19 protein-coding genes are annotated in these 25,057 nt (G+C 40.0%); 9 read left to right on the top strand and 10 right to left on the bottom strand.

The annotated features are described in order from the left end of the window. Positions 1-610: 610 nt before the first annotated feature. Both secA and mutT read left to right on the top strand, forming a co-directional pair. On the top strand, positions 611-3,319 hold the full coding sequence (secA, locus tag ABZP26_RS01385) for a preprotein translocase subunit SecA (protein ID WP_013463887.1): 2,709 nt from the start codon (positions 611-613) through the stop codon (positions 3,317-3,319). A gap of 70 nt (positions 3,320-3,389) precedes the next feature. Then, complete coding sequence (gene mutT, locus ABZP26_RS01380) at positions 3,390-3,788, top strand: 8-oxo-dGTP diphosphatase MutT (RefSeq protein WP_058154054.1); 399 nt, start codon at positions 3,390-3,392, stop codon at positions 3,786-3,788. A gap of 96 nt (positions 3,789-3,884) precedes the next feature. Here mutT and ABZP26_RS01375 read toward each other — a convergent pair whose 3' ends face one another. The 3 genes from ABZP26_RS01375 to pmbA form a co-directional block, all read right to left on the bottom strand. Beyond that, entirely contained in the window at positions 3,885-5,957 is a 2,073-nt protein-coding gene (locus tag ABZP26_RS01375; RefSeq protein ID WP_368485258.1) for a M13 family metallopeptidase, read from the bottom strand. Positions 5,958-6,196: 239 nt separating this feature from the next. Next, the gene (locus tag ABZP26_RS01370) at positions 6,197-6,676 is read right to left on the bottom strand and encodes a DciA family protein (protein WP_368485257.1); all 480 of its coding nucleotides are present in this window, start codon (positions 6,674-6,676) and stop codon (positions 6,197-6,199) included. A gap of 109 nt (positions 6,677-6,785) precedes the next feature. Then, on the bottom strand, positions 6,786-8,135 hold the full coding sequence (gene pmbA, locus ABZP26_RS01365) for a metalloprotease PmbA (protein ID WP_013463883.1): 1,350 nt from the start codon (positions 8,133-8,135) through the stop codon (positions 6,786-6,788). A 145-nt stretch (positions 8,136-8,280) separates the two neighbouring features. Between pmbA and yjgA the strand changes: the two genes are divergently transcribed. Both yjgA and hemN read left to right on the top strand, forming a co-directional pair. Then, entirely contained in the window at positions 8,281-8,805 is a 525-nt protein-coding gene (gene yjgA / locus ABZP26_RS01360; RefSeq protein ID WP_013463882.1) for a ribosome biogenesis factor YjgA, read from the top strand. Positions 8,806-8,921: 116 nt separating this feature from the next. Next, complete coding sequence (gene hemN, locus ABZP26_RS01355; RefSeq protein WP_368485256.1) at positions 8,922-10,295, top strand: oxygen-independent coproporphyrinogen III oxidase; 1,374 nt, start codon at positions 8,922-8,924, stop codon at positions 10,293-10,295. Positions 10,296-10,367: 72 nt separating this feature from the next. Here the strand turns inward: hemN and ABZP26_RS01350 are convergent, their stop codons facing one another. The 3 genes from ABZP26_RS01350 to ABZP26_RS01340 form a co-directional block, all read right to left on the bottom strand. Further along, complete coding sequence (locus tag ABZP26_RS01350; protein ID WP_024602131.1) at positions 10,368-10,883, bottom strand: DUF2489 domain-containing protein; 516 nt, start codon at positions 10,881-10,883, stop codon at positions 10,368-10,370. A 12-nt stretch (positions 10,884-10,895) separates the two neighbouring features. Continuing rightward, positions 10,896-11,480 carry a Der GTPase-activating protein YihI gene (yihI, locus tag ABZP26_RS01345; RefSeq protein WP_368485255.1) on the bottom strand — a complete coding sequence of 195 codons (585 nt, stop codon included), beginning with the start codon at positions 11,478-11,480 and terminating at the stop codon, positions 10,896-10,898. Between the two features lie 732 nt (positions 11,481-12,212). Continuing rightward, positions 12,213-12,845 (bottom strand): cytochrome c, encoded by a 633-nt coding sequence (locus ABZP26_RS01340; protein WP_013463877.1) that lies wholly within the window; start codon positions 12,843-12,845, stop codon positions 12,213-12,215. Between the two features lie 281 nt (positions 12,846-13,126). On the opposite strand from ABZP26_RS01340, the gene yihA reads away from it, so the two are divergent. After that, positions 13,127-13,783, top strand: coding sequence for a ribosome biogenesis GTP-binding protein YihA/YsxC (gene yihA / locus ABZP26_RS01335; protein ID WP_013463876.1), 657 nt, complete (start codon positions 13,127-13,129; stop codon positions 13,781-13,783). On the opposite strand, the gene ABZP26_RS01330 is transcribed toward yihA, so the two are convergent. The 3 genes from ABZP26_RS01330 to polA form a co-directional block, all read right to left on the bottom strand. Beyond that, positions 13,784-14,302, bottom strand: coding sequence for a DUF1285 domain-containing protein (locus tag ABZP26_RS01330; RefSeq protein ID WP_024602130.1), 519 nt, complete (start codon positions 14,300-14,302; stop codon positions 13,784-13,786). Beyond that, positions 14,299-14,886: a YceI family protein gene (locus ABZP26_RS01325; protein WP_013463874.1), complete on the bottom strand. Its 588-nt coding sequence runs from the start codon at positions 14,884-14,886 to the stop codon at positions 14,299-14,301. The genes ABZP26_RS01330 and ABZP26_RS01325 overlap by 4 nt, the downstream gene beginning before the upstream one ends. Positions 14,887-15,386: 500 nt before the next feature. Further along, positions 15,387-18,122 carry a DNA polymerase I gene (polA, locus tag ABZP26_RS01320; protein ID WP_368485254.1) on the bottom strand — a complete coding sequence of 912 codons (2,736 nt, stop codon included), beginning with the start codon at positions 18,120-18,122 and terminating at the stop codon, positions 15,387-15,389. A 510-nt stretch (positions 18,123-18,632) separates the two neighbouring features. Between polA and elbB the strand changes: the two genes are divergently transcribed. The 3 genes from elbB to ABZP26_RS01305 all read left to right on the top strand — a co-directional run bounded on the left by elbB (position 18,633) and on the right by ABZP26_RS01305 (position 22,635). Next, a complete protein-coding gene (gene elbB / locus ABZP26_RS01315; RefSeq protein ID WP_368485253.1) occupies positions 18,633-19,280 on the top strand; it encodes an isoprenoid biosynthesis glyoxalase ElbB in 648 nt (215 codons plus the stop codon). 223 nt (positions 19,281-19,503) lie between these two features. Beyond that, positions 19,504-19,896, top strand: a complete 393-nt coding sequence (locus ABZP26_RS01310; RefSeq protein WP_024602126.1) for a cytochrome c5 family protein — start codon at positions 19,504-19,506, stop codon at positions 19,894-19,896. 174 nt (positions 19,897-20,070) lie between these two features. Beyond that, positions 20,071-22,635, top strand: coding sequence for a diguanylate cyclase (locus ABZP26_RS01305; protein ID WP_013463870.1), 2,565 nt, complete (start codon positions 20,071-20,073; stop codon positions 22,633-22,635). Between the two features lie 13 nt (positions 22,636-22,648). Here ABZP26_RS01305 and rep read toward each other — a convergent pair whose 3' ends face one another. Continuing rightward, positions 22,649-24,667 carry a DNA helicase Rep gene (gene rep, locus ABZP26_RS01300; protein WP_016899315.1) on the bottom strand — a complete coding sequence of 673 codons (2,019 nt, stop codon included), beginning with the start codon at positions 24,665-24,667 and terminating at the stop codon, positions 22,649-22,651. A 113-nt stretch (positions 24,668-24,780) separates the two neighbouring features. Between rep and ABZP26_RS01295 the strand changes: the two genes are divergently transcribed. Continuing rightward, complete coding sequence (locus tag ABZP26_RS01295; protein ID WP_008112735.1) at positions 24,781-25,044, top strand: accessory factor UbiK family protein; 264 nt, start codon at positions 24,781-24,783, stop codon at positions 25,042-25,044. The last annotated feature ends 13 nt before the right edge of the window (positions 25,045-25,057 follow it).

Below are 25,057 nucleotides of genomic sequence, written 5' to 3'. Positions count from 1 at the left end.
TTATTAAAACTCAATCAACGCGTTTTATAGCGATAAAAAATATAATTAACTTTATGCGACTAAAAATAATATTAGCAAACGCTGGTTGCAGAAGATATTAACACACGCTTTTTTTGCAATTAGTAATCTCTTTAATGATACCGCAACCATTCATTACATACCTGCAGATAAAGCGTATGACTTAAGTGACTTATCGAGAGTAATATATAAAACGATTGCTCAATTTAAACTTTAAAAAACGATGGCTGCTAACAAGGCGTTTAAGGGTGAAATTTAAGCGCTTTGCTCTTGTTTTTAATTTATTCAGCACCATATCTTTAGGGTCTGTTTATCTGCAGTTTTAATCAAGTTTCGTTACATAACGCTATTTTTATGAGCGAGATCTCATTTTTCTGTTTTAAATGAAGATCTTTTTATTGAGGTAGTTTGATGTTTAGCAGAGTCTGGTATAGTAGCGCAGGTAATAAACAGTGCTTTTTAAGCAGCTTAATACAAAATTGCTAATTAATGTGTCCTAAAGGTTAATTTAAAGAATACATTAATTATCAATTGTAAAAAATGGGTTAGCCGATGCACGGCTAGCAAAAAAACACATTGTAACGGTTTTATCATGATATCTAATTTATTTACCAAGATTTTTGGTAGTCGCAATGACCGCACTATTAAAAACCTAAGAAAGACGGTCGCACTGATCAATGCACTTGAAACGCAGCTAGAAGCGCTTTCAGATGAAGATTTAAAAGCTAAAACAGCCGAGTTTAGAGAGCGTTACGATAACGGACAAAGCTTAGGCGATATTCTACCAGAAGCATTTGCAGTGGTACGTGAAGCATCAAAACGTGTAAACGGTATGCGTCATTTCGACGTGCAGTTATTAGGTGGTATGGTTTTACACCAAGGTCGTATCGCAGAAATGCGTACCGGTGAAGGTAAAACACTCACAGCGACACTGCCGGCTTATTTAAATGGTTTAACAGGTAAAGGTGTTCATGTCATTACCGTAAATGACTACTTGGCTAAACGTGATGCTGAAACCAATCGCCCATTATTTGAATTTTTAGGGTTAACCGTAGGCTGTAATGTTCCGGGCATGATGCCACAACAGAAAAAACAAGCTTATGCAGCTGACATCACTTACGGTACCAATAACGAATTTGGTTTTGATTACCTGCGTGACAACATGGCATTTAGTATTGATGAGCGCGTACAACGCCCATTATTTTATGCTGTAGTGGATGAAGTGGATTCAATCCTTATTGATGAAGCACGTACGCCACTGATTATTTCTGGTCCCGCTGAAGATAGCTCTGAGCTATACACTGAAATTAATACCATTGTTCCTCTACTTGAATTACAAGAAAAAGAAGACGAGGAAGGAATTGAAGGCGATGGCGATTTCACCATCGATGAAAAATCTAAGCAAGTTCATCTTACTGAGCGTGGGCAAATAAAAGTAGAAGAGTTACTTACCGAGCGCGGCCTAATTGAAGAAGGTGACTCACTGTATTCAGCAGCGAGCATCACGCTACTTAGCCACGTTTATGCAGCTCTTCGTGCGCATAAGCTTTACCAAAAAGATGTTGACTACGTTATTAAAGAAAACGAAGTCATCATTATTGATGAGCACACAGGTCGTTCAATGGAAGGGCGTCGTTGGTCAGAAGGTTTACACCAAGCTGTAGAAGCAAAAGAAGGTGTGAAAATTCAAAACGAGAACCAAACATTAGCCTCTATTACGTTCCAAAATTACTTCCGCTTGTACGAAACGCTAGCAGGTATGACAGGCACAGCCGACACAGAAGCGTTTGAGTTTCAGTCTATCTACGGTTTAGACACTGTGGTTATGCCAACCAATAAACCAATGATCCGCGATGATCGCGCTGATTTAGTTTACTTAACGCAAGAAGAAAAGTACGAAGCGATTTTAGCAGACATTAAAGACTGTCAAGAACGTGGTCAGCCGGTACTTGTAGGTACTATCTCAATTGAAAGCTCTGAGTACTTATCGCAGTTTTTACGCAAAGAAAAAATTAAGCACAACGTACTTAATGCTAAATTCCACGCACAAGAAGCAGACATTGTTTCTGATGCGGGCTTACCAGGCACAGTCACCATTGCCACTAATATGGCCGGTCGTGGTACCGATATCGTACTTGGTGGTAACTGGAACAGCGAAGTTGAAAAACTTGAGAACCCAACTGACGAACAAATTGCTGAAATAAAAGCAGCATGGAAAATTCGCCATGATGCGGTAATTGATGCTGGCGGCTTACACATTATTGGTACTGAGCGTCATGAATCACGTCGTATTGATAACCAATTACGTGGTCGTTCTGGCCGTCAAGGTGATGCCGGTTCAAGCCGTTTCTACCTATCGATGGACGATGCGTTAATGCGTATTTTTGCTGGTGAGCGCATGACTAATATGATGCGTAAACTAGGTATGCAACGTGGTGAAGCGATTGAACATCCATGGGTTAACCGCGCAATCGAAAACGCTCAGCGTAAAGTAGAAGCACGTAACTTTGATGTGCGTAAACAGCTACTTGAGTACGATGATGTAGCAAACGACCAACGTCGTGTTGTTTACTCTCAACGTAATGAATTGCTTGAAGAAGGTGATATTTCAGAAACGATTACTGCTATCCGTGGTGATGTGCTCGCTGGTGTGATTGATCAATACATTGCTCCACAAAGCTTGGCTGAAATGTGGGATATACCAGGACTTGAAGAACGCTTAAAACAAGACTTCTTAATTGAGTTACCAATTACTCAGTGGTTAGCTGATGACAATAAACTGTACGAAGAAAAACTGCGTGAGCGTATTGAAGAAGCGGTTGAACAAGCTTACAAGCAAAAAGAAGAAATGGTTGGCGATTCTGTACTACGTCAGTTTGAAAAAGCCATTATGCTTCAAAGTCTTGACCAGCATTGGAAAGACCATCTTGCTGCAATGGATCACTTACGCCAAGGTATTCACTTACGTGGTTATGCACAAAAGAATCCTAAGCAAGAGTACAAACGTGAGTCGTTTGAATTGTTCTCTGAAATGCTAGAAAACTTAAAAGTCGATGTCGTCGGTATTTTAAGTAAAGTGCAAGTTCGCGCTGAAGAAGATGTTGAAAAAGTAGAAGAGCAACACCGTAAAAGTGAAAATGCCCCTCGCGAATATCAACATGAAGAAGCAGAGCACGTAGGTGGTGAAGCACCACAAAGCGCTCAGGTTATGGCGCGTAGCGAGCCAAAAGTGGGTCGTAACGATCCATGTCCATGTGGTTCAGGTCAAAAATACAAACAATGTTGTGGTAAATTAAAATAACACCACTTTGTTAAGTTAGATAAAAAGCGACGCTTGCGTCGCTTTTTTTATGCTATTTAAGGGAGAGATAATGACTAAAGTAATCATCAATGTTGCTGTGGGTGTAATTAAAAAAAATAACAATGTGTTTATTTGTAAACGTGCAGATGAACAGCACCAAGGCGGCTTATGGGAATTTCCAGGCGGAAAAGTTGAAGCCGGAGAAAGTGTTTTTCAAGCACTGAAGCGCGAATTATTTGAAGAAGTAGAACTGACTATTCATAGCTCAAGCGAACTTGTCACTATAGAGCACGACTATGGCGATAAATGCGTACGACTTAATGTACACGTGGTCAGTAACTTTAATGGTCAAGCTCATGGCGCAGAAGGGCAACCAAGCGAATGGGTCAGCATAGACGAACTTGATAACTATGATTTTCCTGCGGCCAATGTCGAGATTATCAGCGCCATAAAAACGAAATATAGCTAGTTTTATCATCAGGTATAAAAGTAACTAAAAAGCCAGTGAGCATCATGCTCACTGGCTTTTTATTTAGCGATTAGTTTAAGCTAATTTCAGCTCAAATTACCAAATTTTTACGCGTTCTTCAGGCTTGATATACATTTTATCGCCCTCTTTAACATCAAACGCTTGGTAAAATTCCGGCATGTTCGACAAAATACCAATCACGCGATAATGACTCGGTGAATGTGAATCGGTCATTAAACGATTGCGCAATGCTTCATCACGGTATTTACGACGCCAAATTTGCGACCAGCCCATAAAGAAGCGTTGGTCGCCCGTATAGCCTTCAATAATGGGCGCTTTAGAATCACCCAGCGATAATTGATACGCTTTATAAGCGACGGTTAAGCCGCCTAAATCACCAATGTTTTCACCCAGTGTCAGCTCACCATTAACGCTGGCATCTTCAAACGGTTTATATTGATTATACTGCGCAACTAAGGCAGCACTTCGCTGTTCAAACTGCTTAAGGTCTGACTCGCTCCACCAATTACGTAAATTGCCATCACCGTCGTATTTTGCACCTTGGTCATCAAAGCCATGGCCTAACTCATGGCCAATAACCGCACCAATAGCACCATAGTTAACCGCATCATCTGCTTCTAAATTAAAGAAAGGAGGCTGCAGAATCGCCGCAGGGAATACTATTTCGTTATTCACTGGGTTGTAGTAAGCATTCACTGTTTGTGGCGTCATATGCCACTCAGAGCGATCAACTGGCTTACCTAATTTAGCAACCATATCTGCATAAGCCCACTCACTGTAGCGAATATAGTTACCTACTAGTTCATCAGGATTAATTACTAAATCTGAATAATCTTTCCATTTATCTGGGTAACCAATTTTAGGCGTAAACTTATCCAGCTTTTCTTGCGCCGCAACTTTTGTTTCAGGGCTCATCCACTCAAGGTTTTCAATTGCCACTGAATAGCCTTTAATCACGTTATCAACTAATTCTTCCATGCGCGCTTTCGCTTCTGGCGGGAAGTTTTCTTTAACGTAGACTTTACCTAAAATTTCACCCAGTACACTGTTTGATGCATCAACGGCTTGCTTCCAAAGTGGCGCTTGCTCTTCAACACCGCGCAATGTGGTGCTGTAAAAATTAAATTTCAAATCCACTAAGTCTTTATTTAGCAACTGCGCGTAATTACTAACGAAATGGAATTTTAAGTAGTTTTGCCAAACCGATAAGTCTGTATTTTTGAAAATGTCTGCAAATTTTTCAAAGTAACTTGGTTGGCGCACAATCAACTCTTGGGCATCAACACCAACGGCTTCAAAGTAAGCACTTAAATCAAAATCTCCCATTAACGTGTTAGCTTCAGCTACTGACATTTTATTATATGATTTTGTTGCATCACGACTTTGTACCCGACTCCACTGTGCCTCAGCAAGTGTCGTTTCAAGGGCAAGTATCGCTTTGGCTGCATCAGCGGCATTATTAACGCCAGCTTTAGCTAAAATATCGGTAATATAGGTTTGATATGCCGCGCGAATTTTTGTGAATTTTTCATCATCTTTTAAATAATAATCACGGTCAGGTAAACCAAGTCCCGCTTGATAGGCATAAAGCGCATTTTCACTTGAGTTTTTAGCATCATTATTAACATACCAGCCAAAAGGAAGATCTCCGCCTTTAACTTGTAGCTGTGCCATCAATGTGACCAACGCGGCTTTATCTTTTACTGTATCAATGCTTTTAATAGCTGGCTCAAGTGGTAACATCCCTAACTCTTCACGAGCATTTTCAGCCATGTAGCTAGTATAAAATGCGCCGATCTTATATTCATCTGAACCTGGCTTTGCGCTGCTATTGGTACTGGCATTTTCTAGTACTGTTTTCATTGCTTTTTGCGATTCATCATATAACTGTGAGAACGACCCATAGTTTGACTTATCGCCAGGGATTTCAGTTTTTTCTAACCATTTACCGTTTACGTGGTAGTAAAAATCATCCTGTGCACGAACACTTTTATCGATATTTTGTAAATCAACACCTAAGGCACCAGGGGTTGCTACCGGTGCGGTTACTGTTGTTGCTTCTGCTTGCATTTCTTGTGGCTTTTCGCCGCAACCAACCAAACCTAACGCCAATGCAATACTGGCGGCAGTCATTGTTATTTTTTTCATAAGAATTCCGTATATTAATTAGAATAAATACGCATTTCATTAAGATTTGATAACTCAAAAAAACAACAATAGGATGCAGTCTATTATCTGCTTAATGAAATACGCATCAGCTACAACCTAATTTAGGAAGTACTAACTAGGCATCATAAACCTGATTTAAATAACAATAAAATCGAATATGTAACAAAGTATTTTAAAGCCAGCAAAACAAACCGAGCAAGGTGTTAAATGGTATTTAATTAAGGTTTATTTTTACCGTGTAAAGCTAAGCGTTGAAGCTTTTCTTTTAATGACGGTGGAGCAGAATCGGCGATAGCATTTAAATAATCAGCCGTTTGTTCACTCATTTTAAGGGAGTTCGTTGGTTTGCCATCAGCCACTTTAGGTCGAGTGCTTAACCGTTGAGTTGACTGTGGATTGGCAGTAATTTTTATTTGCCCAAGCTCGGCCATACCCGCGGCTCTAAAATGCGATTGCATGTCCATTTTTAAATAATTAAGCCTAAGCGCAATAGGTGCAGAAACAGCTTCTATCATTAAGGTGCCGTCACGGTAATTACTTACTCGGCACTTTTCACCTAACTTAGGGCCTAAGAAATCGCGCAACAATTGTTGCTGTGTATCCAGTGCATGGCTTTTTCCCGCATAGGCTGCTAAGCGGTTGTTCAGCCCAGCCATAATATCGGTTAACGGTTTTGGCGCATATCTATCTTTAGCCATATCACACCTTAAAAACATCAAAAGAAGGCTTGCTTAAATTAAACTTAATTTAAGCAAGCAAAGTGGGTTTATACCAATTCACTGAAATAAATATTATTGCGGATGGGTATTAAGCACCTGCTACTTGCATTTGTTCAATCAGTACTGAACCAGTCTGAATCCCGCCGCGACGTTCTATATCGCCACCTATAGCGGAAATACCTTTGAACATATCTTTTAAATTACCAGCAATCGTAATTTCGCTTACTGGGTATTGTATTTCCCCATTTTCAACCCAAAAACCAGCCGCACCGCGAGAGTAGTCACCGGTTACGGTATTCACGCCCTGCCCCATCAATTCTGTAACTAATAAGCCCGTACCCATGGTTTTTAATAATGCAGTTAAATCTTGATGCGTCTGTTCTACTAACCAATTATGAATACCGCCAGCGTGCCCTGTTGGGGTCATATTCATTTTACGTGCCGCATAGCTTGCTAATAAATACGTTTGTAACTCGCCACCGTGAATTATTTCTCTGTCGAGAGTTTTAACCCCTTCGCTATCAAATGGCGATGATGCTAAGCCTTTAAGTAAGTGCGGACGCTCTGAAATATTAACGGTTTTGCTAAATACCTGCGTGCCTAAGCTATCCAATAAAAAGCTGGATTTACGATACAGTGCGCCACCACCAATTGCTGATACCAAATGGCCAAACAATGAATTAGCAATATCGGCTCTAAAAATAACCGGCACTTTCATGGTGCCTAGTTTTTGGCTGTTTAGTTTTGCTAGGGTTTCTGCTGCAGCTTCAAGTCCAACACTTGCAGCATCTTTTAACCCCGCTTGATCGCGAGAAATCGTGTAGGCTGAGTCGCGCTGCATATGCTCGCCCTCTTTACCTATCACCATAGTGCTTATGCTGTGGCGAGTACGTGGAAAGCCTGCAATTAAGCCATGGCTGTTACCATATACTCGCAACCCTTGATGCGATGAAAAACTAGCGCCATCTGAATTTACTATTCGCTCATCGGCGTTTAATGCGGCTTGCTCTGCTGCATGACACAAATCAATCCCTTGCTCTGGGCTTACATCCCAAGGATGAAACAAGTCTAAATCTTTAGGGGCAAACTCAAGCAGTTCTTTATCAGCAATGCCATTACATGGATCGTCTGAAGTGAATTTAGCAATATCGATGGCTTTTTCGACCACAGCACGTAATGTTTTAGGATTTAAATCAGCCGTTGATGCCGAGCCTTTGTTATTGCCAACATACACGCTAATACCTAAACCACCGTCTTGATTAAACTCAATGGTTTCTACCTCCCCCATGCGCGTACTTACCGACAGCCCCGAAGTGCTAGACATAGCAGCTTCTGCAGCGGTAGCACCTAGTTTTTTAGCATGTTCAAGTACTTCTGATACAGCGTCTTTTACTTGAGAGATTTGCGAATAAATTGGATCTTGGTGTTGGCTTTTCATAAATTCTGTCCTGAGCCCTGAAGGCCATATTGCACACATTTTTTATATTTAAATGCTAACACACTCACTGCACCACATCAGCTAATATTAATCACTAAAAGAATCGCGTATAATAGATGAAGTTATTTTTATTTAAGAGCACCCCATGGCGAAGAAAAAAGGCAAGCCTGCTGAAATTGAAGAAGAAATTATATATGTATCAAAAAGTGAACTTAAGCGCGAAGCGCAAGAGTTTCATCAGTTAGGATCTGAAATTGCCAAAATGGGTAAAAAGCAGCGCGAACGCCTGCCGCTCAATGATGACTTAAAAGAAGCAATGGTGGTTGCTGATAAAATAAGTAATAAAAGTGATGCCTACCGCCGACATTTAAATTACATCGCAAAAACCCTTCGTACGGTAGAAAATATTGAAGAAATTAAAGCGATCATTGATGTCATGCTTAATAAAAATAACCAAGCTGAGGTTATGATCAAAAAAATTGAGCAACTGCGCAGTGATTTAATTGAACAAGGCGATGACTTAATCAACGAAACAATTGAACAATATCCAGCTCTTGAGCGCCAAAAAATGCGCCAAATGGTGCGTAATGCTGCCAAAGAAGTAAAAGCTGAAAAACCAGCGAGAAGCTACAAAGAGTTATTTCAGTACTTAAAAGACGCCATAATGTAACGCAGCCGCGTTATATATTAAAAAGGTGCTGCGGCACCTTTTTTTGTTGTAGATCAAAACCTCCTCCTCTTTGCTTTTTTACAATACGCAGCAACTTAAAAGATAAGGTGCGCGTGATGATTAAACTTCCTCAATGGGATCAAACTTTAATAAACAAATACAATGTATCGGGCCCGCGTTACACGTCTTACCCGACCGCACTTTCGTTAGCTGATGGTTATCAGCAACAAGATTTGATTAGCGCTATTGAATCATCGCAAACCCGTTCGTTGTCTTTATATATTCATATTCCTTTTTGTAGTCAGCTTTGTTATTACTGTGGCTGTAATAAAGTCATTACTCGCCACCAATCTAAAGCCGATACCTACCTAGACTTTTTAGCTAAAGAAATTGCAGCACAAGCGCCGCTGTTTCAAGATTATCGGGTTGAGCAATTACATTTGGGGGGCGGCACACCAACTTTTTTAACCGCAGCGCAAATGACGCGCTTAGTAAAGCTGCTAGAGCAACACTTTAACTTTAGCGATACCTGCGAGCGCGGTATCGAAATCGACCCTCGCTCACTGGCTGACAATATGCTGGTTGATTTAAGCGAGTTGGGGTTTAATCGTGTGTCATTTGGTATTCAAGATTTTAATGATCAGGTTCAGCTGGCTGTTAATCGCCCTCAGCATGTTGATGAGGTAAAGCAATTAATTACCCAAGCAAAACAGTGGGGCTTTAAATCAATTAATGCTGATATGATTTATGGCCTGCCACTACAAACACCTGAGAGCTTTACACAAACGATTGAGCAACTTATTGCCTTAAACCCTGACCGCGTTTCAGTATTTAACTACGCTCATTTACCAGAACGTTTTGCCGCCCAACGTAAAATTAAAGACGCCGATTTACCCAGTTCGCATAATAAGCTCACCATGTTTAAAAATACCCTAGAGCAAATGACGCAGGCGGGCTATCAATTTATAGGTATGGATCACTTTGCAAAAGTTGATAATGAGCTAGCCATTGCACAAAATACGAATCAGCTGCATCGTAATTTTCAAGGCTACACCACTCATGGCGAGTGCGACTTATTGGGCTTAGGTGTCTCGTCTATTTCGCAAATAGGCACAGCGATATTACAAAATAAAAAAGAGTTAAAACATTATTATCAAGCAGTTGATGAGCAAGCAGGCAGTGCCATTAATAAAGGCATGCATTTAACCCAAGATGATATTATTCGCGCCGATGCGATTAAGCAGCTTATTTGCCAGTTTGAGCTTGATATGAGCGTATTCGCTAACAGACATAAAATCAGCTTTAATGACTACTTTCAAGATGCTTTAGAGGCACTCGCACCATTAATTGCCGATGAAATGGTAACAATAGAAAACAACCTAATTAGCGTAACACCAAAAGGGAATTTATTTATTCGTATTATTTGTATGTGCTTTGATGCGCATTTACAAAAACAGATAAATGCCACTCGCTTCTCACGCGTTATATAATTTAAAACTAGCACGCATAAAAAAAGCAGACCAAGGTCTGCTTTTTTTTATATATGCCGTAAAATCTAAGCGCTAGTTAAAAACCACGTTTTCGCTGCCTTGGGCTGCTTTAAACTCAACAATAATTTTTTTACAGTCAGCTTCTATTTCATCACTCAGTGATTCTTCTGCGCGCCAGCGCGCCGTGTCTTGCTTAAAAATTTCTTTTTTAGCGTACTTTTTGCGCGAATCATGGGTTGGCATTTCTTTTACCACGTCGTACATTTTATAAATACCCGGGTATGCACTCGTTAGGTCGCGCTCAGTATCAAAACTATATTGCGACATAAGCACCCAAATACGTAAGCACCCCTCAGAATAATCACATTGCTTTTCATTCATAGCACGTGCAATTAAATGAATACTATCGGCTAACTTCGCATTACGCTTTAAACGCGACTGTTTTAGCTTTTGCTGTTGCTCTGCCTGTTTTTTGCTAATTAGCTTTTTTTGCACATTTAGCTTATAGAGCAACTGACCCGCATAAAATGCCAAGCCCGCTATAATAGCAGCACCTACAACTAAGGCTAAGATCACTGCTGTACTCATTGCGTGTCCTTATTACTTATCTTCGTCGTCATCTAGCCATTCATTCGCTAGATCGTTTGATAGGTATTGATCAAAGTCTGAATTACTGTCTTCATCGCTGAAGTCATCTTCAAATTCTTCTTCATCTTCAATGCCTAATAATTTACAAAGCACTTGGTGACGCGCTATGCGGCTATTAAAGTATTTTGCATCTTTACCCGTTAGCATTTCACCTTGCTCATGACGCTCAACTAATTTAAGTAAGCGCTCATCATTTTCAAGGGCTTCTAACTCTTGTTCAGGCGTTAATTCTGGTTCAACAGCCTTTTTAAGCTCTGCTACAGGTTTAAGGTTACGTTTCATTTCGATTTTTGGTTCAGCAGCAGGTGCAACCAATGGCACTGCTTTTTTACTACCAACGCGTTTATCTTTAGCAGCCGAACCTGCTTTTTGAGTGTCATTACTCAATGTATCCGGTGCATTACGTGAACCAGGCTTAGCGCCCTTAGTTTTTTTAACACGTTGCTCTTTCAATGCGCGCATTTCTTTAAGCTTATCTTGGCTTAAACGAACGGGACCATTTGATGGAATTTTACGTGACTTTTTCTTTCTACTCATATCTTGATCGTCTCACTTAAGAGGTTTTGAGCGAGGCGCAACTCAATGGGCATCGCGGTGCTGGCCTAGCCAGGAGAATTCAGTTTGGGCGTTTTGTGCGCCAAAGCACAGTTAAGGTGCTTTTTTTAAACGGGGGGTATTGTAACAGGACAAATAAAAAGGCGGTAGAGAAAACATCTCTACCGCCTACTAATCTGAGCGCCATTATATGGACACTTCTCCCTTCGACTTTTTAGTCTTTATTGTTTTTATTATTATTTTCTATCCGTATTTTTATTATTTATCTTCCGTGTAGCATTCCATTTTGTTTTTATTATTAAACTTCCATGAGTATTTTATTATTTTCGGTCTTCCTAACACTTTTTTGATATTTCCTTTGGTAGCACACTCTATGTGCTATTCAGTCGTGCCGCGCTACTATCCTTATAACGTTTTCCTATTTGTTATTGTTTTTGCGACAGGGGTTAATTTACTCGTTAATAATTTTGTTACAACTAATTTATATCTTTTTTCTTGTACTACATATGACAAAAAACACTAAAAAATATAAATTACAATAAGTTACATTAAAAATTAAAAATAAAATGAGATTTTTCTTACACCAAAGTATGGTCAATGTCTTACAAGAGAAGGAGCTTTATCGGTCACGGCAGGCACAAAAAAAGCAGCTAAAGCTGCCTTTTTCACTAATTAACATTATATTATGTTAACAACATCTAAATAAATACGACTTTAGTGTAGACCACCAAGGTATTTAGAGAGTGTTTCAATGTCTTTATCTGTTAGTTTCTTTGCAATGTCCTGCATAACACCATTTAGGTCGTTATTACGAACACCATCTCTAAACTGTTCAAGTTGTGACTTGATGTATTCTGGATGTTGGAAAGAAATCTTTGGGAATTTAGCAAGTGAAGAGCCATTACCACGTGGACCATGACAAGCCGCACATGATGGGATACCGCGCTCAGCATCACCTGCTTTATATAACATGGCGCCTGTTTCTTGAACATCTTTCGGTGTAGCACCTTCAGACATGTTCAAAGAAGCAAAGTAAGCAGCCAAGTCTTTCATATCTTGATCACTTAATGGCATTGCCATACCGCTCATTACTGGATTCATACGACCTTCTTTACCACCCGAAGTCATACCTAATTTAAATTCAGTAAGTTGCTTGTATATGTAATCTGCGTGTTGGCCTGCAATTTTTGGGTAGATGTTAACCGGCGCATTACCGTCTGGGCCGTGACAAGCCGCACACGTTGCTGATTTTTCTTTACCTGCGTTTACATCGCCATCAAATGCTGTTGCGTTGCTTGCTGACAACGCACCAAGCAATATAGTTAAAGATAGTGCTATTTTTTTCATGGTGAATTCTCTGTTTCCGACCCTGTATCATCTACAATATGGATGTTGTGATTTTTATATTCTACACGATATTAAATTCTCTGGCACGTTTTCTACACACATTAAACCTATAAATTATAGGGTTTTGAGTAAAATTAAACGCTAAGCCAGTTAAAATGTACTGTCAGCAATGATCTTACATGCTCAAATACACTTTTTAATAGCTACTTTATAGTATAAAATACGCGCCACGGGTGAATTTGGTTTACCCAATGTTATTTTTTTAAGTTTTAGGAGAGCCTGTGCTCAAATCTCGTATCAAGTATAACACTGCGTCTTTTGTTACAAGCGCGCCAGACATCACTAAATTACCTGCTGATACGGGAATTGAAGTCGCGTTTGCCGGTCGCTCTAATGCAGGTAAATCAAGTGCGCTAAATGCCCTAACCGATCAAAAGTTAGCACGAACCAGTAAAACACCCGGCCGTACTCAGCTGATCAACACCTTTGAACTTGCCGATGTAGATAATATGCGCCTAATTGACCTACCTGGCTATGGGTTTGCAAAAGTGCCGATTGAAATGAAAAAGAAATGGCAAAAATCGCTAGGCGAATATCTGCAAAAACGTCAAAGTTTAAAAGGTATTGTGGTATTAATGGATATTCGTCATCCATTAAAAGATTTAGACCGCGACTTAATTAATTGGGCTGTAGGCAGTGAAATTCCGGTATTGGCACTATTAACTAAAGCCGATAAGCTAAAGCAAGGTCCGCGTAAATCACAAGTTCTTAGCGTACGTCGTGAGTTAAGTGAATTAGATGGCGATATTACGGTTCATGCATTTTCATCACTTAAAGGCACCGGCTTACCAGAAGTCGCTAAAAAGCTAGATGAGTGGTATTTAGGCCCAATAGTGGCCGTTCCACCTGCTGATTTAGTAGCGCCAGATAGCGAATAATTACTGTAAGTAAAATTTCTGCTGTGCGGAGGTAATAAAATAGCCGAGCTCATCTGTTTCGGCTATTTCAGCCCACTGATAAAACACATTTCGCGCAACTCGCGCAAAGCAGCCGTAGGGTAACTGCATATAAGGCACAGCCGCACCTTTGTAGTCATTGATATAAAGTGACTCAGAACGACCTAATAGCCATGTGCGGTTTAAGTTATCAATACAACAAATAACGCTTCCCTCTGATGTCGGTTCACTATGCCAATTTACAATAATAAAAGGCGCATCCTTCACCTCAATCGCGATTTTTTCTACGGGTGTTTTTAAGTAAAACTGCCCATCTTCGTTGCATAATACACTGGCAAAAAGTTTCACCATTGATTGACGGGTAATTTCACTACCTGCGTAAAACCATTTACCTTGCTCATCAATCAATAATGGTAACTGCCCGCAGTGAGCGGGCTGCCATTGTTCAAAAGGTTTGCTTGGCTCGCTGAGTTGCTTGCTAAGCTCGTTAAGTGAAATCACTGTTTTTTAAATGTCAGTGCAAAAGTAACTGGCACGGCAGTAGCAATTGAAGGTAATCCGGCTAATTTTTGTAACTGCATTACCCCTTCGGTGATCTTAAAGTCATCACTGTTGATAATGATAGGAGTGAATGATGCCACACTTAAATCTCCATTGGCCGCACTGCTTACGAGTACATCAACAGCAAGTGGCTTTTTATGACCATGAAAGTCTAGCTCAGCGCTAATACCTTTTAATACGTACTGCCCTGGTTGCTTAATAAGTGACAACTTATCAGATAAGTCAGCGGTTAATACTGCGTTTGCAAACGTGTCAGACTCAAACAATATTTTACTTAAACGTTCGTTACGGATAGGGATAAAGGTTTCGGCTGAGGTTAAATCAACGTTTACGCTAAATTGACCCTGATCGCTCAGCTGCCCTGCTAACTGAGTAAAGTGACTTGCTTCAGCAATGCTATTTTTTTTAATTGATACAAAACTTAATTGGCTTTTATCGTTCAATAGTTGCCAGTTTGCCGATGCAGCACCTGAAACTAGTAAACATGATAAAGATAAACCTGCGATAGCTAACGTTTTAAACATAATGCACTCCTAAAATAAAAAGACTTATACCGGTAAAAATAATACTTTGATCAGCCCAGCTGAAAATCATTAGTTACTGTGTGGTAAATCGAAAATGCTAAGTAGACTGATGGTATCACTTGAAACGCTAAGTGCAATTAGAGAATAAATTTAACGCTTGGATGCAAGACAATAAAAAAACGGCCCATCAAATATATGATAGGCCGATATAGCAAACTGGGGAGAAGCTATTAATACGTTGCATCTTACGATGCATCATCAACAGGATGTCCTACAGGATGAGGACGGGCGGCACTTTACCAAAAGCAAGTGTAAAAATACAAGCATATTATTGATAATCGTAGCGAATTGACGAACCTCTAACGATTTAATACAAACTGCTGTTTAATTTAACTTTTTTTTAACCTGCAAGATAAAGAAAAAGCGCCTAGCGGCGCTTTATGATTCTCTTTTTGGACTCTGTATTTGGCCTATATTAAAACCAGTACAGTAGCGCTAAATTAGTGTGCTTGTTCCCAGTTATCACCTTCGTCAGCTTCAACAATAAGTGGTACATCTAACTGCGCCGCTTGTGACATCAGCTCACAAATCTGTTTGGTATATTGCTCAGTACATTCTGTTTTAATCTCAAATACCAATTCATCGTGTACCTGCATGAGCAGCTTAACTGTATTAGGTGCTTGCTGATTAACCCAAGTATGCACGCTTAACATCGCTTTTTTAATAATATCAGCCGCAGTGCCTTGCATCGGCGCATTAATTGCTGCGCGCTCAGCGCCTTTGCGACGAGCGCCATTGCGCGCATTTATTTCTGGTAAATGTAAGCGACGGCCAAAAATTGTTTCTACATAGCCATTTTCGGCCGCTTTCTCACGCGTTGTTTCCATGTATTCTAAAACACCTGGAAAACGCTCAAAATATTTATCAATATAATGCTGCGCTTCATGGCGTGGTACATCAAGTTGACGTGCTAAGCCAAATGCTGACATGCCATAAATTAAGCCAAAGTTTACCGCTTTAGCTTTACGGCGCATATCTGATGTTACCTCTTCAAGCTCAACCCCAAATACTTCAGCAGCCGTGGCACTGTGAACATCTAAGCCATTAGCAAATGCGCTTAGTAATCCCTTATCTTGCGAGAGATGCGCCATAATACGCAGTTCTATTTGGCTGTAATCGGCAGCCACAATTTTATACCCATCTGCGGCAATAAACGCTTCACGAATACGACGCCCTTCCTCTGAACGAATAGGAATATTTTGTAAATTAGGATCGCTTGAGCTTAATCGACCCGTTGCTGTTACCGCTTGGTGATAAGAAGTATGCACTCGCTGCGTGCGTTCATTGACTATCAAGGGTAACTTATCGGTGTAGGTTGATTTGAGCTTAGATAAACCACGATGCTCAATAATCACTTTAGGCAGCGGGTAATCGTGTGCTAACTCTTGCAGTACTTCTTCTGCTGTAGAAGGCGCGCCTTTGGGTGTTTTTTTGATAACGGGCAATTCGAGCTTTTCAAATAACAGCACCTGTAGTTGCTTTGGTGAGCTTAAGTTAAACGGTTCGCCCGCGATTTCAAACGCTTCTTTTTCAAGCTCAAGTAATCGCTCACCTAAACGTTGGCTATGCGTGGCCAACATGTTGCTGTCGATAGCAACACCGGTGCGCTCAATATCAGAAATAACACTTACTAGTGGCATTTCTATATCTTCAAACACCGATTTTAGTTTTTCATCCGCTTCAAGTTTCGGCCATAACACTTGGTGCAAACGCAAAGTAATATCGGCATCTTCAGCGGCATAAGGCGCTGCTTTTTCAAGTTCTATTTGATTAAATGTAAGCTGCTTTTTACCTTTACCAGCAATATCTTCAAAGCTAATATTTTTGTGGCCTAAGTATTTAAGCGCCAACGAGTCCATATCATGACGGGTGCCTACGCTATTAAATACATAAGACTCCAGCATAGTGTCGAACTTAATACCATTTAATTCGTAGCCTGCATTGGCAAGCACGCTTTTATCGTATTTAAGATTTTGACCTACTTTAGCTTTATTTTCGTCTGCTAATATTGGCCCCAACTTTTGCATCACAAATTCAAGGCTTAACTGATCGGGCGCACCGGGGTAATCGTGTGCTATTGGTAAATAAGCCGCTTCCCCTGCTTTAACCGCAAAGCTCATACCGACCAATTGCGCTTTCATATACTCTAAACTGGTTGTTTCTGTATCAAAAGCAAATAGCTCAGCTTCATTAAGCTGTTCTATTAATGTCTTAAATTGGGCCTCAGTTAAAATAGTTTCATAGTGCGCATCTTCAACTTTTGGCAGCTCATTCTCTTGCGTTGGTACTGCTAAATGTGTGTCGGCATCTTTTGGGTTGTCTAGCAATTCAGCTAGCCAACGACGAAACTCACATTCACCGTATAAGGCAATTAATTCGTCTTTATTCGGTGTTTGTAATTTAAAAGTATCAAGATCAGATTCAACCTCAACATCACATTTAATAGTGGCAAGCTCATAGCTTAACGGTAAATGATCAATCGCTTTTGCCAGTTTCTCGCCTATTTTACCTTTTATATCAGAAGCATTATCAATCACGCCCTGAAGCGATCCGTACTTTTGTAACCATTTAACTGCTGTTTTAGGTCCACAACCCTCAACGCCAGGAATATTATCTACTTTGTCGCCCATTAAAGCTAAATAATCGATAATAAGTTCAGGTCCAACACCAAACTTTTCAACCACAGTTTCGGGATCTGAAATACTGTCGGTCATGGTATTAATCAAGGTTACATGCTCATTGACCAACTGCGCCATATCTTTATCACCAGTCGATACCAGCACATGACGTTGTTGCTCAGAGGCAATCCGTGCAAAAGTACCGATTACGTCATCGGCTTCCACGCCCTCAATACTAATTAACGGAAAACCCATTGCTTTGATAATACTGTGCAGCGGCGCTATTTGAGTACGCAGATCATCAGGCATTGGCGGACGGTTCGCTTTATACTCACTGTACATATCATTTCTGAAGGTTTTACCTTTGGCGTCAAATACCACCACCATATGTGAGGGATCATATTGTTTGATCAAACTTTTAAGCATGTTTACCACGCCATAAATGGCACCGGTGGCCTCACCCTTAGAGTTCGTTAGATGTGGTGGTGAATGATAAGCACGAAACAAATATGAAGAGCCATCAACTAAAATAAGCGGGTTTTCGGGGATCTGAGCCATGGTAAAATTGGATCCTAAATACAAAAAAGTAATATGAGTGTAAGCATGCCATAAGGCAGTAAATAAAACGACTGTGAATTAATGTGAGTAATCGCGCTACATTTTTAGTAAGTTGTGGATAACTATGTAGATAACACCCACAGGCAATTCATCCGAAGCATCTTGAAATGCCTAGATTAATTTGTAATTTATTGTTTTGTTTAAAAAAAGATAATTCGAGGTTCTTTTTTATTATTTTTTTATTAATGTGGAAAAAGCATTTATACCGTCACTGGTTTTATAACCCACCTTAATTATTTACGTCCATTTAAATAACTGGATGAGCATTCTAGCATAATGGATCAAAGATCATAGCGATCCTTTATAATTTTTTTCATGGCTACTAATCACTAAATGGCATATAGCGCATAACAACGTGCTTTGCGCCTAAAAAACGAGCAAATAAATTTTTAAATCGGCTGATTCATCGTGTTAAACTTTATTTAAGAGACTTTAATGGAGCGAAATGATATGAAAAATATAGCTGTAATTTTAGCAGGTTGTGGTGTGTTTGATGGTAGTGAAATTAATGAGGTGGTACTGACTTTATTACACATTGAAAAAAATAATGCTCAGTATCAGTGCTTTGCACCTGATATAGAGCAGTACCACACCATTAATCACATCACTGGTGAAGAAATAGCACAGCCGCGAAATGTATTAGTTGAATCAGCTCGCATCACCCGTGGCAATATAAAGTCACTCGCTGAATTAGACGTTACACAATTTGATGCACTCATTATCCCTGGGGGCTTCGGGGTAGCTAAAAATCTATCTGACTTTGCTATTAATGGCACTAACGCTAAAGTAAACGAGGCAGTACTTAGCGCTTGTAAAGCGTTTGCGGATGCAAAAAAAGCCACGGGTTACATGTGTATTGCACCGGCTCTATTGCCTTTTATTTATCATAAACCTCAGCTTACTATTGGTAATGATAGCGACACAGCCAAGGCTCTTAGCACATTAGGCGCTGAACACGTAGAGTGTAAAGTGGATGATATTGTTATTGATAAAAGCAATAAACTCGTTACGACACCGGCCTATATGTTGGCACAGTCTATTATGGATGCAGATGCAGGAATCGATAAGTTAGTGCGTAACGTATTAGCTATGAGTTAGTCGTAAGGGCTTTGATCGCATTAAAGGCGTGATGATCCCGTTTTATAATTTAACTATGCGCTAAACCATGTAATTTTATTGAGTTAAGACAATCATTAGTCGTATTTCTAAATAAAATCGACTCTGAGCATTTTATAAATGACTTAGTGGAGTTATAATTGGTTTAAATTCCGTCATTTAAAATCGTGATTGATCACGTTCAAATTGAAGTGGGCAAGGCAAAATGAAAAAACTATCAGCTGCAGCATTACTTGTGCTAGCAACCACCGCATACGCACAGCCATATGATAACTCTATGACTGAAGATGCAATTAAAAAACGTTTAGCGCCTATCGGTGCTGTTTACCTTGAAGGTGAAAAAGTAGAGGTTGCTGCACCAACAGGGCCTCGTTCAGGCGAGCAAGTATATCAAGCGGCCTGTTTTGCTTGTCATGGTACAGGTGCTTTAGGCGCTCCTAAATCAGCTGACGATTGGGCTCCTCGTATTGCTAAAGGAAAAGATACCTTATTAGATCATGCAATCAACGGCTTCAATGCAATGCCGCCACGTGGTACATGTATGGATTGTTCTGATGATGAAATAAGCGCAGCAATCGACTTTATGACTGCTAAATAAAATCAGTCAGGCTAAAACTATAAATGAAAGGCTTACTCACAGTAAGCCTTTTTTGTTTCTAATTATCGACTTTTCGCAGCATAATTAAGATAAATATCTACTTGACGCAAAATGTTAAAAGTGGAACTATAATGATTAATAACTATACAAAAAATTATAACTGGTTAAACATCATTGGAAGATAAACTCATTGTACCGAGTAGCGTAGTGCGCCAAAATAAACGACTAAAAGCACTATTGAAAAAGTACAAACATGCCTACCACCTCCACAATGCCCTGATACAGCTATCAGAGCAAGCAAGTACTGTTGCCGAATTAACCTTACTTTACCCAGCTATTCATGACATTTTACAAAAGTATGTCCCGAGTAAAAGCTTTTATGTGGTACTTGTTGAGCCGCAATCACAACAGTTGGAACTGTCTTATTTTTCTGATGAAAAAGATGGAATTTCTGTACCACTTAATCGGGAGAATAATTTTGAAGAAGGCGCAACGGGTTATGTGTTTAAGCAAGGAAAGACCACTTATTTCACTAAGCAACAAATGCATGATGCTGCACAGCAAGGCTTATTCAAAGCATTAGGTACACCTGCAGAACACTGGGTAGGCGTTCCAGTTTATCAAGAAAAAAATATTATTGGCGTATTAGCAGCGCAAAGTTACGACACTGAGCAGGGTTATAGTTCGCAACAAATAAACCTACTTGAAGCAATGTCACTTTATTTAGCGACAGCTATTGAACGCGTTAAGAAACGAGAGTTGCTCGAATCAGAAGTAAAACTAAGAACCCGTGCATTAACGCAAAGCAATGATGCTTTAAATGTTGAAATACAACAGCGAAAAAGCGCCCTGCAACGCCAGCAAATATTATTTAAAATTTCAGAGCTGACAACTCAAGCTAAAAACCTAGATGATGCTTATTTTCAAATACACGAAATAATAAAAACCATCACTTACGCAAAAAATCTTTATATTGCCTTGTATGATAAAGAAACGGGCTGGATTAGTTTTCCTTACAGTGTTGACGAATTTCAAGGCAGCACCCAACCAAGGCGCTTTGCAAAAGGGTACAGTGAGCTGGTGATCAGCACCGAAGAAACACAAATAATTCACCCGCAAAGAGCACAAGAGTTATTAGATAGTGGCATTGTAGAGCGTGAAAAACCAATTGATGAATCTAGAAGAGCCACCAGCTGGCTTGGCGCTCCGCTAAAAACATCGCAAGGAGTTATAGGCTTAATTGTTTGCCAAGCTTATAATAACGAACACCTTTTCACACAAGATGATGCAGAACTCATAACCTTTGTATCGCATCAAATTGCCACGGTATTACAAACAAAATTAGCCTCACAGGCGCTGAAAAAGAGCCACCAAGAGCTCGCTTCTCGAGTAAACGAAAAAACCAAAGAGCTAAGCCAAGCAAATTTGCATTTACAGATGCAAATTGATGAGCGTAAAAAAATAGAGCAGCAGCTGTATCACGATGCGCACCATGACTCATTAACAAGCTTGCCTAATCGTAATTTATTTTTAACGCAGCTAGAAAAAACGCTACAGTTTTACCAACGTCACCCTGATGAGCACTTTGCGGTACTGTTTATTGATCTTGATAAATTTAAAGATATAAACGACCAGCTTGGGCACCATGCCGGAGACGAATTTTTAATTAGCGTGGGTCAGTTGTTCTCTCAATGTATCCGTGAGCATGATTTATTAGCACGCTTAGGGGGAGATGAATTTGTAATTTTACTCACTCATTTAACCGAGCCAAACCAAGCTGAAGATGTTGCAAATCGAATCATCAACATCATGCGAAAACCTTTTTGTACAAAAGGTATTTGTGTGCAAAGCGGCGCGAGTATTGGTATCACTTATTCAAAACAAAGCTATAAACATACAGATGAAATTATTAGAGATGCTGATGCCGCAATGTATTACGCTAAAAACTCTGGTAAAAATCGCTTCGAATTATTTCACCCGTTACTCACAGAGCCAATGCTGCAACATGAGTCACAAACATTGCACCATCTTGATGTATTACCTATGACGTTTCGTAGCTCAGATATTATTTCTATGGATGAGCATTATCAATATGCCTCATTATTTGAAGCGTTTGGTGAACACCCTGTACTTGGCTTTACTAGTTTTGATATTTTAAAGAAATTTGCAAGTGATAAAGAACAGCATATAAAAGTAGAACTCCAACTGATTTTACAAGCGTATCAACAAGCGAAAGACTCTGAAATAAGCGTTGCTCTTCTGCCTTGCTCAAGTCTGCTTTTAGAAAAGCATGAGTTCTCTTTATTAACTGCTGCACTAAAGCAGCCATTAAACATTGATCCACTTTGTTTGTTGTTTGATGATCAAGAATTACGTTACGCCAGTGCGCTGCAACTAGAAAACTTAAAACAGCTTAAAGCGCTGGGCTACTCTATTGGTCTAAATAATTTCGCAAAGGATAAATGCGAGCTTAATTTAGTGACCGAGATAGAATTTGATTACTTACTATTAAGCTCCACTTTCAGTAAACGAATATTGCAGCAGGAATGCTATGACTTGCAGCTACAAGGTTTGCTGGCTATCACTAAACTTAAACACATTAAAGTGATTGCTAAAGGCCCGTCAATATTAAACTTCAGAGCCCTTTTAGATAAGCATGGCTTGAACTTGTTTGTTGCCAAACAGCACCCACTTAAAAGCGCGATACGTTCAACACTTATAAGCTCAGAATCAAAATAACGCTAAACACATGCTATTGTGGTTTTTTTAGCATTGCCCTTAAATTTGCAACCCGAGCTTGGCCTTTTTCCATGCGTTCAGCTTGAGTATTAGGCGCTTTTTTGTTTTCAAAGGCTAAGTCATCTTGTGGTAGCTCTTGCACAAACCGGCTGAGCTCCGTTTGCGATGTTTCACCAAATTGACGACGAATTTTAGCATACGTTAAGGTTAGCTCTTGCTGCGCGCGGGTAATACCTACATAGGCAAGGCGGCGCTCTTCATCTACATTATCCTCATCAATGCTTACTTGGTGTGGTAATAGCCCCTCTTCCATGCCTACCATAAATACATAAGGGTACTCGAGTCCCTTTGAAGCATGCAGCGTAAGTAATTGTACTGCATCTGCTTCATCTTCTTCCTCGTTACGCTCTAGCATATCGCGCAGGGTCAATTTACTAACCACTTCAGCTAACGTCATTGGCGGATTATCGGCATCGCCAGTCAGCATATCGGTGATCCAACGGTACAGCTCCGAGACATTTTTCATCCGCATTTCGGCGGCTTTGGCACTCGGTGATGATTCATATAAATAGGCTTCATAATTAATATTTCGCACTAAATCTTTGACCGCTTCTAAGGTATCGCTGCGTACTGCGTTATCCGACAGCTCAACCACCCAACGGGCAAACCCAGCTAACGCATTAAAACCACGTCCTTTTAGTCTGTATCCTAAGTCGTTATCAAAACAGGTGGCAAACAAGCTTTGATGTTTTTCATTGGCTAAGGTGCCTAGTTTTTCAAGCGTCACCGTGCCTATTTCACGCCGTGGCGTATTCACGATTCTTAAAAAGGCATTGTCATCATCTTGGTTCACTAAAAGACGTAAGTAAGCCATGATATCTTTAATTTCAGAACGTGAAAAAAACGACATCCCGCCGCTAATTTTATAAGGTATACGGTTACTCATTAACGACTTTTCAAAACCACGCGCTTGGTGATTACCCCGGTACAAAATCGCGTAATCTTTATAGCTGGTGCGCTTCATAAACTTATGAGAAATAATCTCTGCAACCACACGCTCAGACTCATGCTCTTCATCGCGACAACCAATGACTTTAATTTGCTCACCATAGCCAAGTTCACTAAAGAGCTTTTTTTCAAACTCATGGGGGTTATTTGCAATTAATATATTAGCCGCTTTAAGAATGCGCCCTGCACTACGGTAATTTTGCTCTAGTTTTATTAATCTTAATCCTGGATAGTCTTTACTTAATAGCACCAAGTTTTGTGGGCGAGCACCACGCCAAGAGTAAATTGACTGATCGTCATCTCCTACCACAGTAAAGCGTGCACGTTCACCAACCAGCAATTTTACTAATTGGTATTGGCTGGTATTAGTATCTTGGTATTCATCCACCAGTAAATACCGAAAACGCTGCTGCCAACGTTCACGTGAAGTGGCGTTACTGCTTAAAAGCAGCGTGGGGATCATAATTAAATCATCAAAGTCGAGTGCATTATAAGCGCGAAGTTGGTTTTGATAGCGTGCGTACAATTGAGCGAACAAGGCTTTTTGTGGCTCTCTGGCTTCGCGAATAGCTTGCTCTGGTAAAATGAGTTCATTCTTCCAGCTACCAATTTGCATTTTAAGTAGATTAAGTAAGTCTTTGTCTTTTTTAAGCTCATCTTCGGTTAAATCACCGAGTAGTTGATTCGTATCTTGGTCGTCAAACAGCGAAAAACCAGGCTTAAAACCCAGTGTTTTTAACTCTTTTTTGATGATTTCAAGCCCGAGTGTATGAAATGTAGAGACCCATAAACCTTTAGACTCTTGCTTTCCTAAGGTTTGCAAAACCCGCTCGCGCATTTCTTTAGCCGCTTTATTGGTAAAGGTAACCGCCGCAATATTACGCGCTTGATACTCACACTTCTGTACTAAGTAAGCAATTTTGTTGGTGATAACTCGTGTTTTACCCGAGCCTGCGCCAGCTAATACTAAGCAAGGACCACTAATGTACTTTACCGCTTCATCTTGTTTAGGATTGAGTTTCATAACGACCAGCTGATTGCAAAAAGACGGGCAATTTTAACGTAATCACTACAATACGCCTAGCCAATAAGGTAATATTAGTTATTATCATTTTAGGCAACAGGCAAGGGACGACTATGATTAACCCAGCAAAACTTGAAGAAATTGCGAAACAGATCACTAATAACATGCCACAAGGTGTAAAAAACCTGGCTGATACACTTGAAGGTAAAACCAAGCAAGTGTTACAAAATAAGCTTGCCGAAATGGACTTTGTAAGCCGTGAAGAGTTTGATATTCAAAGCCAAGTGCTGATCCGCACCCGTGAAAAGCTAACTGAATTAGAAGCAAAAGTAGCGATACTTGAACAGCAATTATCGGCAAAAACAGACGCAGAATAATAAATATAACGCC

Source organism: Pseudoalteromonas sp. SD03 (genome assembly GCF_040937955.1).
Classification (GTDB): domain Bacteria; phylum Pseudomonadota; class Gammaproteobacteria; order Enterobacterales; family Alteromonadaceae; genus Pseudoalteromonas; species Pseudoalteromonas tetraodonis.
The sequence above is the reverse complement of the archived record's forward strand: the minus strand, read 5'-3'. Positions and strand labels throughout refer to the sequence as shown.

What these genes read in the sequence shown, in the direction of transcription:
- secA (WP_013463887.1), top strand. Translation starts at nt 611, where the DNA reads ATGATATCTAATTTATTTACCAAGATTTTTGGTAGTCGCAATGACCGC.
- mutT (WP_058154054.1), top strand. Translation starts at nt 3,390, where the DNA reads ATGACTAAAGTAATCATCAATGTTGCTGTGGGTGTAATTAAAAAAAAT.
- ABZP26_RS01375 (WP_368485258.1), bottom strand. Translation starts at nt 5,957, where the DNA reads ATGAAAAAAATAACAATGACTGCCGCCAGTATTGCATTGGCGTTAGGT.
- ABZP26_RS01370 (WP_368485257.1), bottom strand. Translation starts at nt 6,676, where the DNA reads ATGGCTAAAGATAGATATGCGCCAAAACCGTTAACCGATATTATGGCT.
- pmbA (WP_013463883.1), bottom strand. Translation starts at nt 8,135, where the DNA reads ATGAAAAGCCAACACCAAGATCCAATTTATTCGCAAATCTCTCAAGTA.
- yjgA (WP_013463882.1), top strand. Translation starts at nt 8,281, where the DNA reads ATGGCGAAGAAAAAAGGCAAGCCTGCTGAAATTGAAGAAGAAATTATA.
- hemN (WP_368485256.1), top strand. Translation starts at nt 8,922, where the DNA reads ATGATTAAACTTCCTCAATGGGATCAAACTTTAATAAACAAATACAAT.
- ABZP26_RS01350 (WP_024602131.1), bottom strand. Translation starts at nt 10,883, where the DNA reads ATGAGTACAGCAGTGATCTTAGCCTTAGTTGTAGGTGCTGCTATTATA.
- yihI (WP_368485255.1), bottom strand. Translation starts at nt 11,480, where the DNA reads ATGAGTAGAAAGAAAAAGTCACGTAAAATTCCATCAAATGGTCCCGTT.
- ABZP26_RS01340 (WP_013463877.1), bottom strand. Translation starts at nt 12,845, where the DNA reads ATGAAAAAAATAGCACTATCTTTAACTATATTGCTTGGTGCGTTGTCA.
- ABZP26_RS01325 (WP_013463874.1), bottom strand. Translation starts at nt 14,886, where the DNA reads ATGTTTAAAACGTTAGCTATCGCAGGTTTATCTTTATCATGTTTACTA.
- polA (WP_368485254.1), bottom strand. Translation starts at nt 18,122, where the DNA reads ATGGCTCAGATCCCCGAAAACCCGCTTATTTTAGTTGATGGCTCTTCA.
- elbB (WP_368485253.1), top strand. Translation starts at nt 18,633, where the DNA reads ATGAAAAATATAGCTGTAATTTTAGCAGGTTGTGGTGTGTTTGATGGT.
- ABZP26_RS01310 (WP_024602126.1), top strand. Translation starts at nt 19,504, where the DNA reads ATGAAAAAACTATCAGCTGCAGCATTACTTGTGCTAGCAACCACCGCA.
- rep (WP_016899315.1), bottom strand. Translation starts at nt 24,667, where the DNA reads ATGAAACTCAATCCTAAACAAGATGAAGCGGTAAAGTACATTAGTGGT.
- ABZP26_RS01295 (WP_008112735.1), top strand. Translation starts at nt 24,781, where the DNA reads ATGATTAACCCAGCAAAACTTGAAGAAATTGCGAAACAGATCACTAAT.